Here is a 20,153-nt window from a genome sequence, read left to right as displayed (position 1 = left end):
CCTTGACAGGCATAAATGAGGTGACTCCCAATGCTGGAGCAAACCACTAAGATGAATTTGCTATATGACTTTTATGGTTCACTTCTCACGGAGAAGCAACAATCTCTCCTCGAGTTATATTACTTAGAAGACTGGTCGCTCTCGGAAATTGCCGAACATCAAGGGACTTCACGTCAAGCGGTGTTTGAAGCGATTAAACGGGCACAAGCGACACTTACGGATCTAGAAAATAAACTATCCTTAGTAACGAAACATAGAAGACGCCAAGAGCTTATCGCAGAACTACGTTCTCAGCTAGAAACAGATGCAAATGCTCGAGCTGTGGCCGAACCGATCATAACAAAACTATTAGAGATTGATTGAAAATAAAGGCTAGGGAGGTGTACGGATGGCATTTGAAGGATTGTCTGAGCGACTACAATCAGTTATGTCGAAGCTAAGAGGTAAGGGAAAAGTTACCGAGGCCGATGTAAAAGAAGCAATGCGTGAAGTACGTCTCGCTTTACTAGAGGCAGATGTAAATTTTAAAGTAGTAAAAACGTTTATCGATCGCGTGAAAGAACGTGCGATTGGACAAGAAGTGCTAAAAAGCCTAACACCAGGACAGCAAGTGATTAAAGTAGTTCATGAAGAGTTGACCACCTTGATGGGTGGGGAGCAGGTTAAGTTAAATACGGCACCTAAATCCCCTACGATTATCATGATGTCTGGTTTGCAAGGGGCAGGGAAAACCACCCATACTGGAAAGCTTGCGAAATTCTTACAAAAGCAAAATCGGCGTTCTCTCTTAGTGGCTGCAGATGTATATCGTCCAGCGGCGATTAAACAGCTACAAGTCCTTGGGGAACAAATCGGTGCTCCTGTCTTCACGCTCGGAGATAAGGAAAGCCCTGTGAAGATTGCAACCGAAGGTGTGGCGAAGGCGAAAGCAGAGGGCTTTGATTATGTCTTTATCGATACAGCCGGTCGCTTGCATATTGATGAAGATATGATGGATGAGCTTCGTCAGATCAAGGAGCACACACAGCCTCACGAGATCTTGTTAGTAGTGGATTCGATGACAGGACAAGATGCAGTAAATGTAGCCGACCACTTTAACAAAGAGCTAGGACTGACAGGGGTTGTACTTACTAAGCTTGATGGTGACACTCGCGGGGGAGCGGCACTTTCCGTTAAGTCGGTTACAGATTGTCCGATCAAATTCGTAGGTTTGGGTGAAAAAATGGATGCGATCGAGCCTTTCCATCCAGACCGCATGGCATCTCGCATTCTGGGGATGGGTGATGTTCTCAGCTTGATCGAAAAGGCGCAGTCAGCAGTCGATGAAGAGAAAGCACGCGAACTTCAAAAGAAGATGCGGACACAAAGCTTCACACTCGACGATTTCTTAGATCAAATTCAACAGATGAAAAACATGGGGCCGCTTGAAGATATGCTTGCGATGCTCCCAGGGGCAAACAAGTTGAAAGGGGTCAAAGACCTTAACGTCGATGAGAAAAAAATAGGACGTATTGAAGCAGTTATTCGTTCAATGACTCAGGCCGAGCGTGAGCAACCTGAGATTATTAATGCAAACAGACGAAAACGGATTGCTCTTGGTAGTGGAACCTCGGTACAAGAAGTGAACCGCCTTCTCAAACAGTTTGAAGATATGAAAAAGATGATGAAGCAAATGGCTCAAATGACGAAATCAAAGAAAAAGCGAAAAGGATTTAAGTTTCCTTTCCTTGGATAGTATGGTATAATGATGAATTTGTGAAACCCTAATTAGGAGGTGAAGAATCAATGGCAGTGAAAATTCGTCTAAAACGCATAGGTGCGAAAAAAGCTCCTTTCTACCGTGTAGTCGTTGCTGACTCTCGTGCTCCACGTGATGGTCGCTTTATCGAGGAAATTGGTTACTACAATCCGATTGCCCAACCAGCTCAAGTAAAAATTGATGCTGAAAAAGCGAAAAAATGGTTGGCTACTGGTGCTCAACCATCTGATACCGTACGTAACTTGTTCCGTAAAGAAGGTATCCTTGAATCAAAATAATGTTATGATCCGATCCGATAGCGGAATAGGTGAACTGATTTGAAAGAAGTAGAGTTTTTAAAAGTAGGCCGTTTTCTTGGCACACATGGTATTCGTGGCGAGGTTAAAGTGCTTTCAGAGACTGACTTCCCAGAAGATCGCTTTACACCTGGACAGGTGTTAATGCTACAACATGCAACACTTAAAGCACCGCTCCCTTTGACTGTAGAGAAGAGTCGCCTTCATAAAAATGCTTACTTGGTGAAGTTCCGAGAATGGGATAACATCAATCAAGCAGAACCTTTCAAGGGAGGAACTTTCGTAGTTCCTGCTACAGATGTTGTCTCTCTTGATATGGAAGCAGGTGAGTACTACTTCAAAGATATTATTAGTTGCGAAGTAGTTACAACAGAGGGACGCAGAGTGGGGAAGGTAAAAGAAATTTTAACCCTTCCGGCCAACGATGTTTGGGTCGTGGCGACAGAGGACGGGAACGAGATCCTTTTGCCTTATATTGATGACATTGTCAACGAGATCGATGTGGCTTCAAAACAGATTACGATTGAGTGGATGGAAGGACTGGAATAATTGGCACAGATTCGCTTTGATGTACTCACTCTTTTTCCTGAGATGTTTCATGGATTCTTATCTACTAGTATCATCCGTAAAGCTCATGAAAAAGGGCTCATTGAGACGAATGTAACCAATTTTCGTCAGTTTGCTACCGATAAGCATCAGACTGTCGACGATACTCCGTACGGCGGCGGTGGGGGCATGGTATTAAAACCACAACCTCTGTTTGATGCAGTCGATCATCTACTTCAGGATGTTACCAAGCGTCCACCGATTCTGTTGATGTCTCCACAAGGTACTCCTTTTACGCAAAAAAAAGCAGAGGAGTTATCGGAGCACTCGCATCTGATCTTCCTTTGTGGGCATTATGAAGGATTTGATGAACGGATTCGCCAGCACTTGGTGACGGAAGAGATCTCCGTTGGAGATTTTGTACTCACTGGTGGAGAACTCCCAGCGATGGTCATCATGGACAGTGTGAGTCGATTAATCCCTGGTGTGCTCGGTAACCATGATTCGGCGGTGATGGATTCGTTTTCAAACGGGCTTTTAGAGTATCCACATTACACGAGACCGGCGGAATTTCGTGGGTTGGAAGTACCCGAGATTTTGTTATCTGGTCATCATGCGAATATGGAGAAATGGCGTAGAGAACAGTCACTAGAGCGAACATGGACACGAAGGCCAGACCTTTTGAAGTCAGCTCCGTTGACAGAAGAAGATCGGGAGTTTTTGCGGACATTGGAGCAACGAAAGCGATCCGAATAATTGTGTTTCAGTAGTGGCTTATGTTAAAATATCTCCGTTCATGATTTACTCAGAAGCGGATAAAAAAATACCTTAAGGAAGGGAGGCACAAACGATTATGCATCCAATTTTGAAAAGCGTATCCGAATCTCAAATTCGTCAAGATATTCCTTTATTCCGTGCCGGTGATACTTTGAAAGTGCACGTGAAAGTAAAAGAGGGACAACGCGAGCGTATCCAGATTTTCGAAGGCGTGGTTATTCAACGTCGTGGTGGCGGTATCTCTGAAACTTTCACCGTTCGTAAAATCTCTTACGGAGTGGGAGTAGAGCGTACTTTCCCAATCCATTCTCCACGTATCGATAAGATCGAAGTATTACGCCGTGGTAAAGTACGTCGTGCGAAATTGTTCTACCTACGTAGCCTACGTGGTAAAAAAGCACGTATTAAAGAAATCCGTACTGAGAAATAATAAGAGTACACATAGAAAAGGGCTTGGGTTTTCAATCCAGCCCTTTTACTGTATATTTACTTACCAATGCTATATAGGAGGGATCTATGGACCGTCAAGAGTTTATCCCACGTTCAGAGCGTTTGAAAAAACAGCAATCTCAGAATCAATCTTCTCTTCCTTCACGTTCGAGGCGTAATCGTGGAAAGGAGAAAGGGAAGAATTCCTATCGAGATTGGGCGATCGCGCTTATTGCTGCACTCGTTCTTGCTTTTTTAATTCGGGGATTTGTACTGGAGCCATTTCATGTTTCAGGTCCCTCTATGCAAAATACCTTAGCTTCCAGTGATAAGGTAATGGTAAATAAGTTAATCTATAAAATCCGTTCTCCGAAGCAGGGAGAAGTAGTTGTTTTTCGCAGTAAAGACAAGGTTGATTTAATCAAACGGATTGTGGCTCTTCCGGGAGAGACGGTCGAAGTAAAAAATAATCAGTTGTTGGTAAACGGAAAAGAAGTGAAAGAACCGTACTTATCAACCTCTACTAAAACGGCTGACTTTGCCATGGTTAAAGTACCAAACGGACAGGTGTTTGTACTAGGGGATAATCGTTCTAATAGCACAGATAGTCGAGTTTTAGGTCCAGTCTCTACAGATGAGATCATTGGGAAGGCGTCCTTTGTATATTGGCCGATAGCCCATTTTTCGGGTTTATAGTTTTTAAATAGGATGTGGAAATATGAGTATTCAATGGTTTCCGGGTCACATGGCCAAAGCTCGCCGGCAAGTGACAGAAAAGCTCAAGTTGGTCGATGTTGTATTTGAATTATTAGATGCACGCTTACCAATCTCGAGTCGTAACCCGATGATGGGCGAGATTGTGGCACAAAAACCACGAGTTATTCTTCTGACCAAATGCGATTTAGCTGATCCAAAAGTGAATAAGGAATGGGTAGCGTATTTTCGTGAACAAGGTGTTGGCGTACTAGAAGTGGATGCAAAGACAGGAAAAGGAGTAAACTTGATCCAATCTGTTACAGATAAGCTCCTTCAACCTTTATTTGAAACACGCCAGCGCAAGGGGATTTTAACGCGTCGTGTTCGTGCGATGGTGTTAGGGATTCCTAATGTTGGAAAGTCATCCTTGATTAATCGATTGGCTAAGAGGGCGGCAACTGTAACAGGTGATCGTCCTGGTGTTACTAAAGCTCAGCAATGGATTAAAATTGGACAAAATCTAGAGTTGTTGGACACACCCGGAATTTTATGGCCAAAGTTTGAAGATCATGGAGTTGGGCTTCGTCTTGCTCTAAGTGGTGCGATCAAAGAAGAGATCCTACCGATTGAAGAAGTGGCAGTACATGGGATTGCTTATCTCAAAGAGCGCTATGCTACCGAACTTATCACCCGTTATAAGCTACAGGATTCTGCGCTCGAGCATGAGTCTTATGAAGTACTTCAAGAGATCGGAAAAAAGCGGGGCTGTATCCAGCGTGGCGGAATCGTAAATACCGAAAAAGCGGCTGAGATTTTCCTAAATGATCTACAGGGTGGTATGATTGGAAGAATTTCCTTCGAATATCCGGGCGATGAATTTTTTACAGCGGAACAGGATGTACAAAGAGATGAGTAGAACCATCGCAGATTGGAAAGAGAGGCTTTCATCTTCAGAGATAATAACGGAAAGTGAACTAACTGAACTACGGGCGGATTCAAGAATAGGCATCCAAAAACTCCTTCAATCCTACTTAAAGCTGCAAGAGAGAGCACAGGCTGAGCAGATGCGGATTGAAGGAATGTGGCGATTTGAGCGTAGGTTATGGGCTCAGGGAAAGAGTTGGATTGCTGGAGTAGATGAAGCAGGCCGAGGTCCTTTAGCAGGTCCTGTGGTAGCAGCTGCTGTCATTTTACCACCCGACTTTGATGCAACAGGTCTAAATGATTCCAAGCAAGTAAAGAAGGATGAGCGAAATCGACTACGCCAAGAGATTGAGCAAGAGGCCATTGCGGTTGGCGTTGGAATAATAGATGTACCTTACATAGATCAATATAATATTTTGCAAGCTACTTATAAGGCCATGCGAGTCGCTCTCAGCCAACTACAACCCATCCCGGACTTTATCTTAGGTGATGCTGTCAAGATTCCCCGAGTAACCATTCCTCAACACGGAATCATCAAAGGTGACGCACAAAGCCACTCCATCGCAGCTGCTTCGATTATCGCGAAGACAACTCGGGATGAATATATGATCCGATTGGCAGACAAATATCCAGGCTATGGCTTTGAAAAGCACATGGGATATGGAACCCCCGAACACTTACAAGCTATTGAAGCACTCGGGATCACTCCCGAACACCGATCATCTTTTGCACCCATTCAAGCAGTATTACGCTCTAGATAGATCCAATTTCATCAAATAATTGACAGAATTATACAACTTCTGGTAATCTACCCTTATAACGGTTTTTGTCGGAGGCGCTTATGTTATGAAAGATGTGCGTAAACAAATAGGAGCCCTAGGGGAAGAAGTTGCTGCACAGTTGTTAGAAGAAAAGGGTTATCAGGTCTTAACGCGTAATTGGCGCTCCCAATTAGGTGAGCTCGATTTAATCGTAACGAATCAACGAGATTTAGTATTTGTTGAAGTGCGAACGACAACAAGTACTCGTTTTGGTTACGGCTTTCAGTCTGTAGATGGAAAGAAACAACAACAAGTTCGAAAAATTGCGCTTCAATACGTTCTCAGCCATGTGAAACGACCGTATTCCTTGCGGTTCGATGTCGTCTCAGTTCTTCTAAATCGTCAAACAGGACAAGCTATCGAGACAGAGCATTTTGAAGGGGCGTTTTGAAGGGGCGTTTTGAAGAGGGGATAAAAGGTGGAGACCTAACAAAAAAAGAATGACATGTGAGGGAAACGGCTCATACGTCATTCTTTGTGTTGTAGTGAATCTTCTATTCGCTTCCTACTATCTAGCTTGAAAACGAATATGCCACTAATAATGATGAATACTCCAAGTAATTTGGTAGTCTGAAATGGGATTTTTTCTAATCCAAAGAGTCCAAGTGAATCAAATACAAGCGCGAAACCAATCTGTGAAGTAAGGACGATTGAAATGGCATAGGTGGCACCGAGTAATCGGATTCCTTGCATAAGACATGACACCACAAATATACCAAGCACTCCGCTAAACCAATACCAGATTTCTGCATTTCGTAAATTAAGAAAATCAATTCCTTCTACTATAAAACCAATTATAAATGAAGCTAAGAATCCTAGCCCTAGTACCCATGTTGTAGTCATCCAAGTGCCAGCCTGCTCATTCAATTTACTATTTAAGGTGTTTTGGAAACTGATTAATATTCCAGCGAGACATCCTAATAATAATCCTATCATCATTTTTCACTACCTCTTATAACTGAATCTCTTTCATTAGATATGCGTTGTTTTGTGACTCCTATCATGCAAACTGAAGAATGGCTACACCTAAGACCATCATTCCAATACCCATTAACTGCGAAGGCCTCACCTCTTGCTTTTTTCCTTCAAACCATCCAAAACGATCTGTGATAAACGTAAAACCTAACTGTGAAATAAGTAGTAATGCAACTGTGAGAGTAACCCCGATTTGGTGAATGGCAGTCACATTACTAAAAATAATGATGGCTCCTAGAGCACCTCCAGTCAAAAATAAGGGCTTAACTTGCTTTAATGACTCCCAATGGTAATCTCGAGTGAGCATAAGGATTATATAGGATACTATGAATCCTGTTAGTTGTGTGATGGTGGCCGTTTTCCATGTACCAATCCCTTGAGTAATATGGGAATTAGCTACTCCTTGTAATGTAAGGAAACCTCCACCTATAATGGCAAAAAAAATTCCTTTCATCATAATATCCCTTCTGTATATGATTTTTCATATCTATCATACATTACTTGATAGAATCTTTTTTATTGCTTGGTTAACAAATAGATGGTGTCTTTTTTTCATCCTTTTTAAAGTGATTTCATCTAGTCCCCATGTAGTGATTTTAGAGGTTGGTCGTAACGCAGCACATAGATCCCAATAAGGAAGATTTTCAAAGTTAACAGTAGGCATTATCGATTGATACTGGGCTGTAAAATCATTCATGGCATGAATACCAAAGTGCCATAGAATTTCGAGACGGCTGTTTGCAACATCAGCTAACGGATCTCCAAATGCTACATCCTCCCAATCAATAATGCCGACAAGTTGATCTTCTTTCCATAATAGATTGCCTGGCCAAAAATCTCCGTGGAGTATGGTAGATGAGTTCTGTTGGACTACCGGCCAGACCAGTTCGATTGTATCTCGTATACGTCCTTCACTCAATGATTCATCAAGAACGGGAGGACGATTTCTCATTTTTTCTGTATACATGTTTTCTTGATTAGGGAGAAATGATAAATCTATTTTTGAGTAATCTATACTGTGAATTTTTGCTAAGTTCGCTGCTAGTTGAAGGATATAATCGCTTAAACAAGCAGGTTTAAACTGTGTTTCACCCTCTATATATTCCATCACAATACATGGTGTGGTGAAAATTTCGCCTGATGATTCTAAATAATAAGGTTCTGGTGTAGGCAATCCAAAGGAATGTAGGCTTTTTAGGAGTGTAAACTCGTCTAATGCTATTTTTGGGTTCCGTTTTATGTCGATCTCACCATGTTGACGTATAATCATTTTCTTCTTGTGGCCATCTGGATATTCTACTTCCAGCATGGTTACCTGTGCTGAGACTCCACCTTTTAATTCATGTGAGTAAAGTAACTTACTCTGTGGATCTATTCGATAAGATAATTGTTTCATCTTTTCTTCTGCTATCGATTTATTCATGGACACATCCTCCAATATTCAAGTTTGATTAAAACCAATTTCTCCATATATCCAGTAATAAATAAGGAGGCGCATTTATGATTCCATGAATCAAAATTAAAATCCATATATTACGGTAACGAGACCAGAGATAACCCAAGAAAACACCTGTTATGCCTTGATTGGAAATGACAGTTGCAATATCCGTACTCCATTCTCCTGTTCCTTGGATTGCAATATGCCAAATAGACCAAAGAACAGACGTTATCCATATAGCTGGCCAAGTCCCAAGTAATCTTTCTAAATGTGTTTGTAACCAGACGCGATAGAACCATTCTTCCAGCAAGCTATTAACGAAAAAACTGGATAGTACCAGAAGGAATAATGTCAAAGGATCGGTAACGGTACTAGGAGTATGCGGAGTTGAAAAGATAGAGAAGTAGGACAGATAAATCCAAACGCCTCCAATAAAAAAGGGAGCCATCCGAGCCCATTGCGACAGAGACTGAGGCTGTTTAGCTATGGTATCATGTTGGGATGGAAATCGATAGATAAATATAATAATCCAAGGGAGCATTAGCAGAAAAGTAAGTTTTAGTCCAATATACCAAATGGAAAAATGTGGATTATTGCCATCGACTAAGAGCAAAGTAGTAGGAAACAAGACTGCCCCTGACAGAAAAATAATAGATTGAATGGTAAGCTGTGACTTTGGAAGATGGCTGACTTGATGGAAGTTTGTCACGGGTAGATGAAGTGACATCATTTTAATAAGCATGATACCGATAAGCGCTGGAATCCATATATTCCATATTGGTTTTGTACTTTGATGGTCAGATGAATATCGAATATCAGTCAACCCGTTCCACATTAACCATCCTATCGCTATAGCTATAATCAAAAAATGGATTAAGCTGACTGCCTGTCCCCATTTTCGATAAAAAGTCAGTTGGTTTGTTTGCTTTGTGTTCATGTTGTGCTCACTCCTGTTGCATGTAGTAATATTCCAACATCTGGTTAATATAGCTCACTATTTTATAATCGAATCCATAAACAGTGGGGGCTTCATTTTCGTTTGGTGTAATTAATTTCCAATATTTTTCTACCAGATTTATATTTCCTTTGAATAGACGGACGATCTGTACATGTAGTGCTTCAGCAAATCCTTGTACGATGGTATCCGAAACAGGCTTATGAATATTTTGGCGAATCTGCTGTATCAATTCGATCAATTCAACTAATCGAGGATCTTTACTTCCTAACAGGGGAAGCTGTTGCAAAATCTCCATTTCCTCATCCGTAAAAAGCTGGTCAGGGAATGTAGCGACGATAACTCCGTTTTCTACCTCTCGATCTTCCAAAGATGTTATTAACTCAAAAATCTCGTTTGCCTTGACTTGCCCTGTTACCTGAATAGCATGCACGGTTGATTGTAAGTAGTATTGCTTTCTCTCTAGATTTTCCTTTTCTTTTTGAATGATCTTGATTTGTTCCTGTAAAGATGTAATCCACATTTTTTCATCGGCCCTGACCACTGGCTGACCAACCATTTGTCTGATTTGCCGTAATGTAAAACCAATCGATTTTAACAGTCGTATTTCTTGTAACCTTAATAATGCATTCTGATCGTAATAGCGATAGTTTTTATCATCCACCTTCGTTGGTTTTAGCAAACCAATCTCATCGTAATAATGAAGTGTCCGTCTACTTATATTTGCTTTTTTTGCTAATTCACCTATGCTAAGCATGGTTATCCGCTCCCTAAAAATACTATATGGTATTACGTATACGTGAAGGTCAATACATCTAAAAAATAAGAACCTACTTGAGAGATTTCAATATAGTCAGGTTGATAAACTTTGATATATTAGAAATGGGTTAATCGATAATAGTATATACAATTTCTATTACGATGGATGGTATTCTCGCAAATCGTCTTTATCATAAAGAAGGAGGAGGCAGATGTATACGATTAGCAAGTTTTCACAGCTTTGCAAATTAAGCCCTCGCATGCTACGACACTACGACAAAGAGGGACTTTTTTAGAAAATACTAATAGGTATAGATATTATGAGAAAAGTCAGTTAGAAATAGCATTATTTATAAAAAAGCTACGAAGGTATGGATTCTCCTTGTCAGAGATTAAGACGATCCTACAGACACCCGAAAAGAATTTATTGGTCGAATGGATATACTCGAAAATGAATGAACTTTCCAATGAAGTGGATCGCTATAGGCAAATTATTATAGAAATGAACGAGATGATAGAGATAGAGAGAAACGAAGGTTTGATTCAAAGAACGGAGAGGTCATACGATATATTGATCGGAATGAGGAATGTCAATGTGTGACACAAATATGTTTTCCTGTCTCTAAAAGATCACAATAATAGATTGACATTGACACAATGTTAAAGCTTATTCTACTTTTAGCGAAAGCTAGAGGAAATGTAACTGTATGAATCGACACGACAAAATGAGTGTAAAGTGAGATGATGTAGACATGAATTTTTTCAATGAGAATGATAAGCTGGCAATGGATGTTATCAGTGCAATTCACACAGGCAATATCCCAATGTTGAAGGAGATACTTTCTGTAAACCCAGACTTATCTACAGCGCGAATTATGGGGAGAGATCGCATGTCCCGTACGTTGTTACATGTAGTAACTGACTCGCCTGGCCACTTTCCGAATGGAGCGGAAGCCGTTACTGTACTAGTCGAGGCAGGTGCTGATGTGAACGCGCGATTTTCCGGCTCACATACGGAGACACCGCTTCATTGGGCTGCAAGCAATAATGATATCGAGATACTAGACATGCTTCTCGACTTTGGTGCTGACATCGAGGCGGATGGTGCAGTAATTGCTGGTGGGACACCGTTGGACGATGCAATTGCATTTGCACAGTGGGGGACGGCATATAGATTGGCGGAACGTGGAGCACAGCTGGCACTATGGCATGCAGCCGCATTAGGAAAAATGGATGTAGTAGAAGCTTACTTTGCAGGTGGCCAACTTTCAGCAAAATACCCTTGGGTAGAAAAATCTACTTCACCTACAGAGGAAATGAACGTATCATTTTGGTGCGCTTGTCACGGTGGACAACGAAACGCCGCTGAGTACTTGCTCCATAAGGGGGCTAATCTGAACTGGATTTCATTGTGGGACAATCTAACACCATTGGATGCTGCACAACGGAGTCATGCTACTGATCTAGTTCAATGGTTGCGTAATCAGGGAGCCAAGTCTATCAGCGAATTGAGTTGATCCAATGCATAGTTCTGAGTAATGTTACCAGAATGTAGAATGCTATGAATGAAAAAAGAGGATCTATGTGCTTATATTGGACATAGATCCTCTTATAATCGTTTGCTTAATTTTTACGAGGACGGATCTGATAAACACAATGTTTCCCGCCTTTGGCTTTACACTCCACTTGCTCTACCTCTGCATCCAAAATACCACGAAACAAAGAGAGTTCGCTTCCACATGCTTGCAGATATTGGTGTGCAACGGTATGAATGGGGCAGTTGTATTCTGTTAGGGTGTAAGTGTCTTTTTCTGCACTTTCTTCCCACTCGGCCATATATCCCTTTTCCTGTTGAATAGAGGCTAATTGGGACACTTGCTCGGAGAGAGGAAGACCTTTCATGAGAGATCGAATGGCTTGCTTTAAGCGTTCTTCCCTCCGGTGAAATAATTGATCGATCGTTTCTTTGCCGTGAAGAGACTCCAGGTCTTGTAGAAAATCAAGTGTTAAATCACGATAATGTTTTGGGAAAAATACTTCTGCTTTCTCAGTAAGGGAGTAGACGGATGTAGGTCTCCCCATCGCTTGACGTACTAGTGTTGTCTTGAGTAGCTGATCCTTTTCAAGAACTTGTAGATGCTTTCTCACAGCAATATTAGAGATTTCTAAGATATTTGCTAACTCTTGTGCGCTCATGGATCCACTTTTTCGAAGTAGAGTTAGGATTTGCTGACGTGTATAGCTCATTGGTTCAGACATAGCAAACGACCTCCCCTCACTAAAATAATCTCGCTCTTCGTAATACCTCCACTTTAGTTTAGACTCCCTATTAAATCTGTCAAGTGCTCCTCTTCTCCTTTTCTACAGAATGAAGTTCATATCACCAAATTCATGCCAATAATACTGATGTTCGATCGCTTCCTGATAAGCATGTAGAATTCGTTCTGGATTGATCAGAGAGGAGAGAAGATCGAGATGACTTGCTTCTGGTTCATGAAACCCTGTAATTAGTCCATCTACGACACGGAGCTTTGTATCGGCTGTGATATGTAGATTGGTCCAACTGGTTTGGGGGATGATCTCTCCATCACCATCGATCGATGTTTCTAAGGCTCTTACTACTGTTGTCCCAACTGCAATGACTCGCTTCCTCTGTTTTTTCGCTTTTTTGATCTCTTGAACGGTACTAACAGGAACCAAGTATTCTTCAATGTGCTTTTTTGGATCGAGATACGCTTGGTCATCTAGTAGATAACTTAGACCTGTATGGAGCTGAATATAAGCAATCCTCACTCCTTTTTGCTGTAATCTCAGTAATAACTCCCAACTAAAAGCTCTCCCTGCAGAAGGCATCTCTACAGACCCTGGCACAGTTCCATAAACGGTTTGGTAATAGTCTAGATCCCACAGTTGATCGATATATTCATATCGAATCGGCTCGCCTAGAGCATAGAAAGATTCAAGTAGATGATTCCCAGATTGGGAAAACTGTAGGGTTACGAGTGAAGCATCTGATAGTGAAGTAACGGTCGCTTGGAGAGAAGGAGCAAAAAGAAATTCATCTCCTAACGTAACTCCAGCGGCCACGATTAGCGCTTCCCAGTGCGTAGCATCGATTCTCCGTGCCAGTCTCATTTCTACTTGCGATTGTAAGAGTACATGATCCCGTGTCCAATCAACGTGAAAAACGGCGGGTATGGTTCGACTTGCATTTAATACTAATAAATCGTCTTTCTCGAGATAGGAATCGATATGTTGAAACTGAGTATGTGTAGTTTCATCTGTTTGACGATGTAACACCATGCACTTAACATGATCACGGCGAATGCCCCGGCGTTCAGGTGGCGAGGATGCATGCAGGGAGTCCGGTAGGTAGAAGGAAAGGGATGTTGTCATGATTGATATGCTCCCCTTTCTTGTAGGAATTCTGTTGCTTGTATTCGTTCGCCATTTTCTTTTGATTCAGTTGAAGCTAAGTATAGAAATATATGTACGACATCATTTGGATCAACGAGATCGTAATTGCAATCTGGCACTGCTAAAGCATGCATTTCTGTGTCCATTTCACCAGGATCAACCATATTCATCCGAACACCGGTACCTTCTAGCTCATCAGCCCACGTCTGGGTTAATCCTTCCAGCGCAAATTTGGAGATCCCATAAGCCCCCCAACCACGATAACCTGTATGTCCTGCTTCTGAAGTTACATTGATGATCGAACCCTTTTTTTCTTGTAGCATCTTCGCCACCACTCTCCTTGTGACGAGGAAGGGCCCTACTGCGTTTACACGAAGAACGTCTTGGTAGTCATCTTCGGGATAATCGGCTAGAAGGGGCATAGGACTCGGTCCTAGTATGGATGCGTTATTAATTAAGACATCAATGGTGCCAAATGTTGCTTCCACCAATGCCACAAACCGTTCTACATCACGAGACAGTGACATATCAGCCGTAATGGCTAATACTTCAGTAGCTCCTTGTTGTATCGCTTCCTTCTTTACTTGGAGTAATTTCGTTTCTTCTCGGGCACAAATAGCTAATCTTGCTCCTTCTTTAGCAAATGCTAGCGTTAAAGCACGCCCTAGCCCTTTTGATGCTCCAGTGATCATAATAACCTGATTTGAAGAGGTTGACATATCAATCGCTCCTTTGAGATTGTTAATTTTATAACTTAATTAACCTTTTAGTTAAAAAAACTTCCTCTTTATCTTAGCCTCTTCATAACAATCTGTAAAGAGGAAATGAAAGTAATATTTTCATTTTCTATGCGAATGGTAAATATAGATATTTTTCCAAAAAATAGGCTATTAATTACAGGAGTCATGATGAGATTCTCTTGTTCCAACTCTTAGAATATTCTTTGAAGCTAATGAATAAATACTATGAAGATCGATAAAAAAGGGATGATTAGGAGGTTTGCTTATGAGCCAGGGATTAAAAAGAATGTTTATGAGTCAAGAAAAGAATTTGTATCTTCCAAAGGTAAGTGTTTTAATATCTGCTTTTAATCGTCCTCATATGTTGAAGAAGGCATTGGAGAGTGTATTAGATCAAACATATCCCAATATGGAAATCATTATTGGGGATGGTAGTACAGATGATGGAGTAGAAGCTTTGATTAGGCCATATTTAGAGGCCTATGATCATATTAAGTATGTGCGAAGTGTAGAGACAGGTAGAAACTTATCCAGCTTAGCAAACACCCTAACCTTGTTTAGTATGGCTACGGGAGAGTTTATTAACTTTCTGCACGATTATAACTTTTTTCATCGAGAAAAAATTGAAAAAATGGTACATTCCTTTCTTCGCCTCCCGAATGTCAAATTGGTCACTTCTTACAGACAGTTGGTCGACGACGCTGGAAGTGAACTCCCTCCAGTAGTAAGTACAGCTAAATTATTTCATCAAAATTCGCTTATTAATGGAAAAAATCTTGGAAAGCTCATGCTTAGTCAGTTTACTAATTTTATAGGGGAATCTACGACTGTATTATTTAGAAAAAACGATCTCATGGAAGGGTGGGCAAGGTATGGAGGTGCCCATCATGCTGTCTTGAGTGATGTAGCTACTTGGATGTCTCTACTCGCTCAAGGAGATGCGGTATATATAGCAGAACCGTTAAGTTACTCTAGGATCCATTTAGACTATAATCAGATGAATTCAGCAGATCTAGAGTTAGGACGTATAGCTGAGTGGGCCAGTATTCTGCGGAGTTCATTGGAAGGCCAACTGATTGAAATGGATGAGTATCAAGGTTATCTCAAGCAGTGGAATGAACGTTGGGACTCTCGTATCCATGAATTAATGGCGATTGAAAATCAAGCATTTATTATGCAAGGAGTACGTGCCAAATGCTTGAGGCTACTAGAGGACATTCCACAAGTATGTAACTTATAGCAACCACTACTGTGGATTTTTATATAAAGTGAGGAGATTCTAATTAAGCAGATACCATTTCTTCGTCCTAATGTAGTGAGGTGCGAATTATACCTAAAGTATCTTTCGCAAATTGATGAAAATAGGATTTATTCGAACTATGGCCCCTTGAATGACACTTTCGAAGAACGGATCCTTCAGGAGTTTTTTGAAGGGGAGGGGGCGGTTAGCACAGTTAATAATGCAACGATTGGCCTAATGCTGGCAATTTCCGAAAGTATGAGGCCAAATGGTCGATACGCGCTAATGCCTAGCTTTACTTTCTCAGCTACTCCTTTAGCTGCTATTTGGTGTGGATTAGAGCCTTATTTTATTGATATTCGTGAAGATGAATGGTCTATGAATGTAGATATAGTAGAGGACACCTTGAAAAATCTAGGAGACCAGGTTGCCGTTGTCGTGCCATATGCAACCTTTGGAACCTGTATAGATCTAACCTATTACAACGAATTACAGAAGAAGGGAATCCCAGTCGTTGTGGATGCAGCAGCCAGCTTTGGCGCAAGAGATGCGTATGGACATTTTGGGAAGGGATTTTTAGGGAGTATTATATACAGCTTCCATGCTACCAAGGGGTTTGGAATTGGAGAGGGGGGACTGGTATACAGTGGGGATCAGGGGCTCATCTCCAATGTGCGGCAAGCGGGGAATTTCGGTTACAAGGGGAGTAAGGAATCAACTTTAAAAGGGCTCAATAGTAAATTGTCCGAATACATGGCTGCCATCGGTTTGGCAACGTTGGATGTATTTGAACAGAAAGTAGAATCCCGAAAGCAGATTAAAAAATGGTATTTGGAGCAGATGGACAAATGGAATTTATTTGAGAAAGGGTGGAGAGTTCAAAATTGCTCAGGACAACTTGTGACGCAACTTCTCTCTGTTCTCAGTCCACAGGGTGAAAACGATAGAATCATACATCACTTAGGTGAACAAGGGATTGATACGCGATGTTATTTTTCTCCGCCTTGCCACAGACAAAAACAGTTTGCTACTAGCAATCAATCTACGATGGCCGTGACGGAATGTATATCAGATCGTATTATCAGTCTACCGTTTTGGGAAGAAATTGAGAGGGATCATGTAAAGCAAATTGTCAAAGCACTAGCAAATACATTACATAGGGGTGAGTAGATTGGAACATACATCTTCCTATTATTGTCCATGTTGTAAGAATCACGTTGCACAATTTATTCCCTGGCCCGCCGGTTTTTTTGAACCAGAATCGTTTCAATTGGAAAATTGGAATCCCGAAACAGGAATTTGTTCGATGTGTAGGGCTTTGGATCGTGAAAGACTATACACATGGTTTATTGAAAGAGAAACTGATTTATTTATGGCACAAGCTTTTGTTTTTCATATTGACCCTGAAAAAGAAAAACATGTAAAAAATAAGCTTGCTGAATATTCGAATCTCCATTATGTGTCTGGCGAATTTAAACCGCTAGATCCATGGACGAAGGGGCTGGATGTTACAAATCTCTATTATAAAGATCATTCATTTGATGTCATAATATGTAGTCATATACTCGATAATATTTCAGAAGATCGCAAGGCGATGAGTGAGCTTTATAGAGTGATGAAAGTCGGAGGCTGGGGGATTATGCAAGTACCGCTGGCTATAAATATAGGGACGAGTTTAGAGGATGAGCAACGCATTACTCCAGAAGATCGGGCTAGAGTTTATGGCCATCCAGATCATGTGCGAGTATATGCAAAGGAGGATTATATAAAGAGACTTGAATCAGTCGGTTTTCGAGTCGAGTTGTATAATATCGCAAAGAGATATTCTTTCGAAGAAGCACATAGATTAGGCCTATCTAAAGAAGATAATCTTTATATTGTGCATAAAGATGCATGATTGTTTTCCGAAAATAAGTGTCCATGTAGATGACTAGTAAGATAAGGGTCATCTTTTTTATGTTTTATTCAAGCAAATAAGCAGGATTATGTCAAAAGACGCCGAATAATTCCATATTATGGAACAAATGTTTGGGGGATAATCATTTGTATGCAAAGATCTATAGTGCATCCGTATTAGGAATCCATGGATTTATCGTAGAGGTGGAGATAGATATTAGTAATGGGTTACCTGCTTTTGATATAGTCGGACTCCCTGACTCCGCTGTTCGGGAGTCCAGAGAGCGGGTTCGGGCAGCGGTTAAAAATAGCGGTGTAAACTTTCCCTTACAGCGTATTACGACAAACTTAGCTCCAGCAGATATTAAAAAAGAAGGAGCTAGCTTTGATCTAGCCATTGCGATGGGGATTCTACTAGCTAGTGATCAAATGGTTGGAATCAGCGTAGATAAAACGATATTTTTAGGTGAATTATCTCTAGATGGATGTTTACGCCCCTTACATGGAATTTTGCCGATGGTGATGTGTGCGCAGGAACAAGGTTTTACTAAGGTGTTAGTACCTGCTGCCAATTATTCAGAGGCCTGCTTAGTAGATGGAATTGAAATTATCCCTCTCCAGACATTGCAGGAGTCTGTTGGCTACTTAAAGGGAGAGTGGCATCCAGATTTTGTAGAAACCGCTACCACCATCGAACAAACGAAATGGACTCAACCCGATTTGAAAGATGTCCAAGGACAGCAACATGTAAAAAGAGCGATGGAAGTGGCAGCTGGAGGCGGGCATAATTTGATCCTGATAGGATACATTAGCATGCCAATGTATCCTAATCTGCTGTTGTAAGGGTACAAATGCAAGTTCTCTTTCTAGCTCTGCTATATTTGGAGATTAGTTTGTGTTAATTTGATTTATGATTTCTAAACGGACATTAAAAGGAGGTGTATTGCTATTTGCAACCAAGTCTGAAAATCAAGAAATGAATACAAACAATGCTAAGCAGTGGTACGATTAATATTCGAAATTAGAGAGGACTAGTCGAAATATATATTTACAGTACATAAAATAAATCGTATAATGTATAAATGAAAGCAGGTATTCTTTAGACCGCTTTGAAAGGAGTAGCATATGTCTCAAATAGAAGAAGAGAAGGTATTAGATGCATTTAGTAAAGGCGTTGGTATTTTAGTCATACAAGAAGAACTGAGTTGTTTGGAGTCTGATATATCTAGAATATTGATAAAGTATAAAGAAAAAAATAGACAAAAGAACTCATTTTCAGATGACTTTAAAAAGCTCATAGCCGAAAGAGATATGCATAACGTACCTCGAAAGACGATAGCGACAGAATTGAGAATTAATGTTGCAACAGTGAGTAAAGCTTGCAAACAATTTGGTCAGAAAACTAAGGGGAGAGTTTCATCGTATAATCTGTATTCAGAAATTGTGGGAATAAATAATTTGAAAAGATGCCCGAATTGTAATAGTGAAAAGGTGAACCGAATTGAATCACTTGTCCGAAATTTTAATACTTCTGGTATTTTCTGTATGGATTGTGGAAATGAGTACTTTGAATTAAAAGGGAAGTTTTATCATATTAACTTTGAGTATATAGACTAGATAGACTATGGGAGGATATATAATGAGCCAAGCTGACAATCAATACAAAAATTTAATATCGAATATTATCAATAATGGAATTTGGGATGTAGATCATGTTGTCAGATCAAGGTGGAAACATGGAGAACCAGCGTATACTAAGTCAATAATTTCTCAAAAGATGAGATTTGATAATAAAGAAATTCCGATTATAACATCTAAAAAAGTGGCATGGAAAACAGCTATTAAAGAATTGCTTTGGATTTGGCAAATGAAATCAAATAAGGTACAGGAGCTTCGAGATATGGGAGTGGGAATTTGGAATGAGTGGGAGTTGCCAGATGGAACTATTGGGAAGGCATATGGATATCAGTTGGGGAAAAAGTGCCGTTATCTCATGGGCAAAAAAGTGGATCAAGTTGACTATCTTCTTCATCAACTAAAATACAATCCTTCTAGTCGCAGGCATCTTACAACTCTTTGGAATACAGATGACCTATCAGAGATGAGCTTGTTGCCTTGTGTATACGAAACGCAATGGTATGTAAGACAAGGTGAGTTGAGCTTAGAAGTTAGAGCAAGAAGTAATGATATGGCTTTAGGAAATCCTTTCAACGTATTTCAATACAACATACTACAACGAATGATTGCACAAGTAACAGGCTACCAACTAGGAGAATACATATTTCATATCGGTGATTGCCATATTTACGAGCGACATCTTCCCATTATAGAGGAACAAATTAAGCGTGATACATACAATGCACCTATCTTATGGATGAACCCTGACATTAAAAATTTCTATGACTTTACCATCGATGATTTTCAATTAATTGGATACCATCATGGAGATCCAGTCCAATATGAAGTAGCCACTTAGATTCGAATA

General features: G+C 40.6%; 27 protein-coding genes. 19 read left to right on the top strand and 8 right to left on the bottom strand.

What is annotated here, in order from left to right; translation table 11 throughout:
- Positions 1–30: 30 nt before the first annotated feature.
- From ylxM to BLU58_RS00740, 10 genes are all read left to right on the top strand, one after another.
- Entirely contained in the window at positions 31–363 is a 333-nt protein-coding gene (ylxM, locus tag BLU58_RS00785) for a YlxM family DNA-binding protein (RefSeq protein ID WP_093290330.1), read from the top strand.
- A gap of 25 nt (positions 364–388) precedes the next feature.
- The gene (gene ffh, locus BLU58_RS00780; protein WP_093290329.1) at positions 389–1,735 is read left to right on the top strand and encodes a signal recognition particle protein; all 1,347 of its coding nucleotides are present in this window, start codon (positions 389–391) and stop codon (positions 1,733–1,735) included.
- 50 nt (positions 1,736–1,785) lie between these two features.
- On the top strand, positions 1,786–2,037 hold the full coding sequence (rpsP, locus tag BLU58_RS00775) for a 30S ribosomal protein S16 (protein ID WP_072330238.1): 252 nt from the start codon (positions 1,786–1,788) through the stop codon (positions 2,035–2,037).
- 39 nt (positions 2,038–2,076) lie between these two features.
- Positions 2,077–2,604 carry a ribosome maturation factor RimM gene (gene rimM, locus BLU58_RS00770; protein WP_093290328.1) on the top strand — a complete coding sequence of 176 codons (528 nt, stop codon included), beginning with the start codon at positions 2,077–2,079 and terminating at the stop codon, positions 2,602–2,604.
- Positions 2,605–2,613: 9 nt separating this feature from the next.
- A complete protein-coding gene (gene trmD / locus BLU58_RS00765) occupies positions 2,614–3,357 on the top strand; it encodes a tRNA (guanosine(37)-N1)-methyltransferase TrmD (RefSeq protein WP_093290498.1) in 744 nt (247 codons plus the stop codon).
- Between the two features lie 97 nt (positions 3,358–3,454).
- Positions 3,455–3,808, top strand: coding sequence for a 50S ribosomal protein L19 (gene rplS / locus BLU58_RS00760; RefSeq protein WP_072330234.1), 354 nt, complete (start codon positions 3,455–3,457; stop codon positions 3,806–3,808).
- An 86-nt stretch (positions 3,809–3,894) separates the two neighbouring features.
- On the top strand, positions 3,895–4,503 hold the full coding sequence (gene lepB, locus BLU58_RS00755; RefSeq protein WP_093290327.1) for a signal peptidase I: 609 nt from the start codon (positions 3,895–3,897) through the stop codon (positions 4,501–4,503).
- A gap of 22 nt (positions 4,504–4,525) precedes the next feature.
- Entirely contained in the window at positions 4,526–5,419 is an 894-nt protein-coding gene (gene ylqF / locus BLU58_RS00750) for a ribosome biogenesis GTPase YlqF (protein WP_093290326.1), read from the top strand.
- Positions 5,412–6,188, top strand: a complete 777-nt coding sequence (locus BLU58_RS00745) for a ribonuclease HII (RefSeq protein WP_093290325.1) — start codon at positions 5,412–5,414, stop codon at positions 6,186–6,188. The genes ylqF and BLU58_RS00745 overlap by 8 nt, the downstream gene beginning before the upstream one ends.
- An 85-nt stretch (positions 6,189–6,273) precedes the next feature.
- A complete protein-coding gene (locus tag BLU58_RS00740) occupies positions 6,274–6,639 on the top strand; it encodes a YraN family protein (protein WP_093290324.1) in 366 nt (121 codons plus the stop codon).
- A gap of 77 nt (positions 6,640–6,716) precedes the next feature.
- Here the strand turns inward: BLU58_RS00740 and BLU58_RS00735 are convergent, their stop codons facing one another.
- From BLU58_RS00735 to BLU58_RS00715, 5 genes are all read right to left on the bottom strand, one after another.
- Positions 6,717–7,187, bottom strand: a complete 471-nt coding sequence (locus BLU58_RS00735; RefSeq protein WP_093290323.1) for a DMT family transporter — start codon at positions 7,185–7,187, stop codon at positions 6,717–6,719.
- Positions 7,188–7,248: 61 nt separating this feature from the next.
- Positions 7,249–7,677 carry a DMT family transporter gene (locus BLU58_RS00730; protein WP_093290497.1) on the bottom strand — a complete coding sequence of 143 codons (429 nt, stop codon included), beginning with the start codon at positions 7,675–7,677 and terminating at the stop codon, positions 7,249–7,251.
- 36 nt (positions 7,678–7,713) lie between these two features.
- Positions 7,714–8,646, bottom strand: coding sequence for a phosphotransferase family protein (locus BLU58_RS00725; RefSeq protein ID WP_093290322.1), 933 nt, complete (start codon positions 8,644–8,646; stop codon positions 7,714–7,716).
- 28 nt (positions 8,647–8,674) lie between these two features.
- Positions 8,675–9,598, bottom strand: coding sequence for a CPBP family intramembrane glutamic endopeptidase (locus tag BLU58_RS00720; RefSeq protein WP_093290321.1), 924 nt, complete (start codon positions 9,596–9,598; stop codon positions 8,675–8,677).
- Positions 9,599–9,605: 7 nt separating this feature from the next.
- Positions 9,606–10,373, bottom strand: coding sequence for a MerR family transcriptional regulator (locus BLU58_RS00715; RefSeq protein WP_093290320.1), 768 nt, complete (start codon positions 10,371–10,373; stop codon positions 9,606–9,608).
- A 214-nt stretch (positions 10,374–10,587) separates the two neighbouring features.
- Between BLU58_RS00715 and BLU58_RS16700 the strand changes: the two genes are divergently transcribed.
- From BLU58_RS16700 to BLU58_RS00705, 3 genes are all read left to right on the top strand, one after another.
- Positions 10,588–10,671, top strand: coding sequence for a MerR family DNA-binding transcriptional regulator (locus BLU58_RS16700; protein ID WP_255404551.1), 84 nt, complete (start codon positions 10,588–10,590; stop codon positions 10,669–10,671).
- A gap of 44 nt (positions 10,672–10,715) precedes the next feature.
- On the top strand, positions 10,716–10,976 hold the full coding sequence (locus BLU58_RS00710) for a MerR family DNA-binding protein (protein ID WP_255404550.1): 261 nt from the start codon (positions 10,716–10,718) through the stop codon (positions 10,974–10,976).
- Between the two features lie 151 nt (positions 10,977–11,127).
- Positions 11,128–11,892, top strand: coding sequence for an ankyrin repeat domain-containing protein (locus tag BLU58_RS00705; protein WP_093290319.1), 765 nt, complete (start codon positions 11,128–11,130; stop codon positions 11,890–11,892).
- A gap of 106 nt (positions 11,893–11,998) precedes the next feature.
- On the opposite strand, the gene BLU58_RS00700 is transcribed toward BLU58_RS00705, so the two are convergent.
- From BLU58_RS00700 to BLU58_RS00690, 3 genes are all read right to left on the bottom strand, one after another.
- On the bottom strand, positions 11,999–12,634 hold the full coding sequence (locus BLU58_RS00700; protein WP_093290318.1) for a helix-turn-helix transcriptional regulator: 636 nt from the start codon (positions 12,632–12,634) through the stop codon (positions 11,999–12,001).
- 102 nt (positions 12,635–12,736) lie between these two features.
- Positions 12,737–13,771, bottom strand: a complete 1,035-nt coding sequence (locus BLU58_RS00695) for an S-adenosylmethionine:tRNA ribosyltransferase-isomerase (protein WP_093290317.1) — start codon at positions 13,769–13,771, stop codon at positions 12,737–12,739.
- Entirely contained in the window at positions 13,768–14,511 is a 744-nt protein-coding gene (locus tag BLU58_RS00690; RefSeq protein ID WP_093290316.1) for an SDR family NAD(P)-dependent oxidoreductase, read from the bottom strand. The genes BLU58_RS00695 and BLU58_RS00690 overlap by 4 nt, the downstream gene beginning before the upstream one ends.
- Before the next feature lie 286 nt (positions 14,512–14,797).
- On the opposite strand from BLU58_RS00690, the gene BLU58_RS00685 reads away from it, so the two are divergent.
- From BLU58_RS00685 to BLU58_RS00660, 6 genes are all read left to right on the top strand, one after another.
- Positions 14,798–15,772, top strand: a complete 975-nt coding sequence (locus BLU58_RS00685; RefSeq protein ID WP_093290315.1) for a glycosyltransferase family 2 protein — start codon at positions 14,798–14,800, stop codon at positions 15,770–15,772.
- A 42-nt stretch (positions 15,773–15,814) separates the two neighbouring features.
- Complete coding sequence (locus BLU58_RS00680) at positions 15,815–16,942, top strand: DegT/DnrJ/EryC1/StrS family aminotransferase (protein ID WP_093290314.1); 1,128 nt, start codon at positions 15,815–15,817, stop codon at positions 16,940–16,942.
- 1 nt (position 16,943) lies between these two features.
- Complete coding sequence (locus tag BLU58_RS00675) at positions 16,944–17,669, top strand: methyltransferase domain-containing protein (protein ID WP_093290313.1); 726 nt, start codon at positions 16,944–16,946, stop codon at positions 17,667–17,669.
- A gap of 146 nt (positions 17,670–17,815) precedes the next feature.
- Positions 17,816–18,511 (top strand): magnesium chelatase domain-containing protein, encoded by a 696-nt coding sequence (locus BLU58_RS00670; protein WP_093290312.1) that lies wholly within the window; start codon positions 17,816–17,818, stop codon positions 18,509–18,511.
- A 282-nt stretch (positions 18,512–18,793) separates the two neighbouring features.
- The gene (locus BLU58_RS00665; protein WP_093290311.1) at positions 18,794–19,285 is read left to right on the top strand and encodes a hypothetical protein; all 492 of its coding nucleotides are present in this window, start codon (positions 18,794–18,796) and stop codon (positions 19,283–19,285) included.
- Between the two features lie 22 nt (positions 19,286–19,307).
- Positions 19,308–20,144, top strand: coding sequence for a thymidylate synthase (locus tag BLU58_RS00660; protein WP_093290310.1), 837 nt, complete (start codon positions 19,308–19,310; stop codon positions 20,142–20,144).
- The last annotated feature ends 9 nt before the right edge of the window (positions 20,145–20,153 follow it).

The sequence above is a fragment of the Thermoactinomyces sp. DSM 45892 genome (genome assembly GCF_900107305.1).
Taxonomy (GTDB): Bacteria; Bacillota; Bacilli; order Thermoactinomycetales; family Thermoactinomycetaceae; genus Baia.
This window is presented reverse-complemented; position numbering and strand designations above follow the sequence as displayed.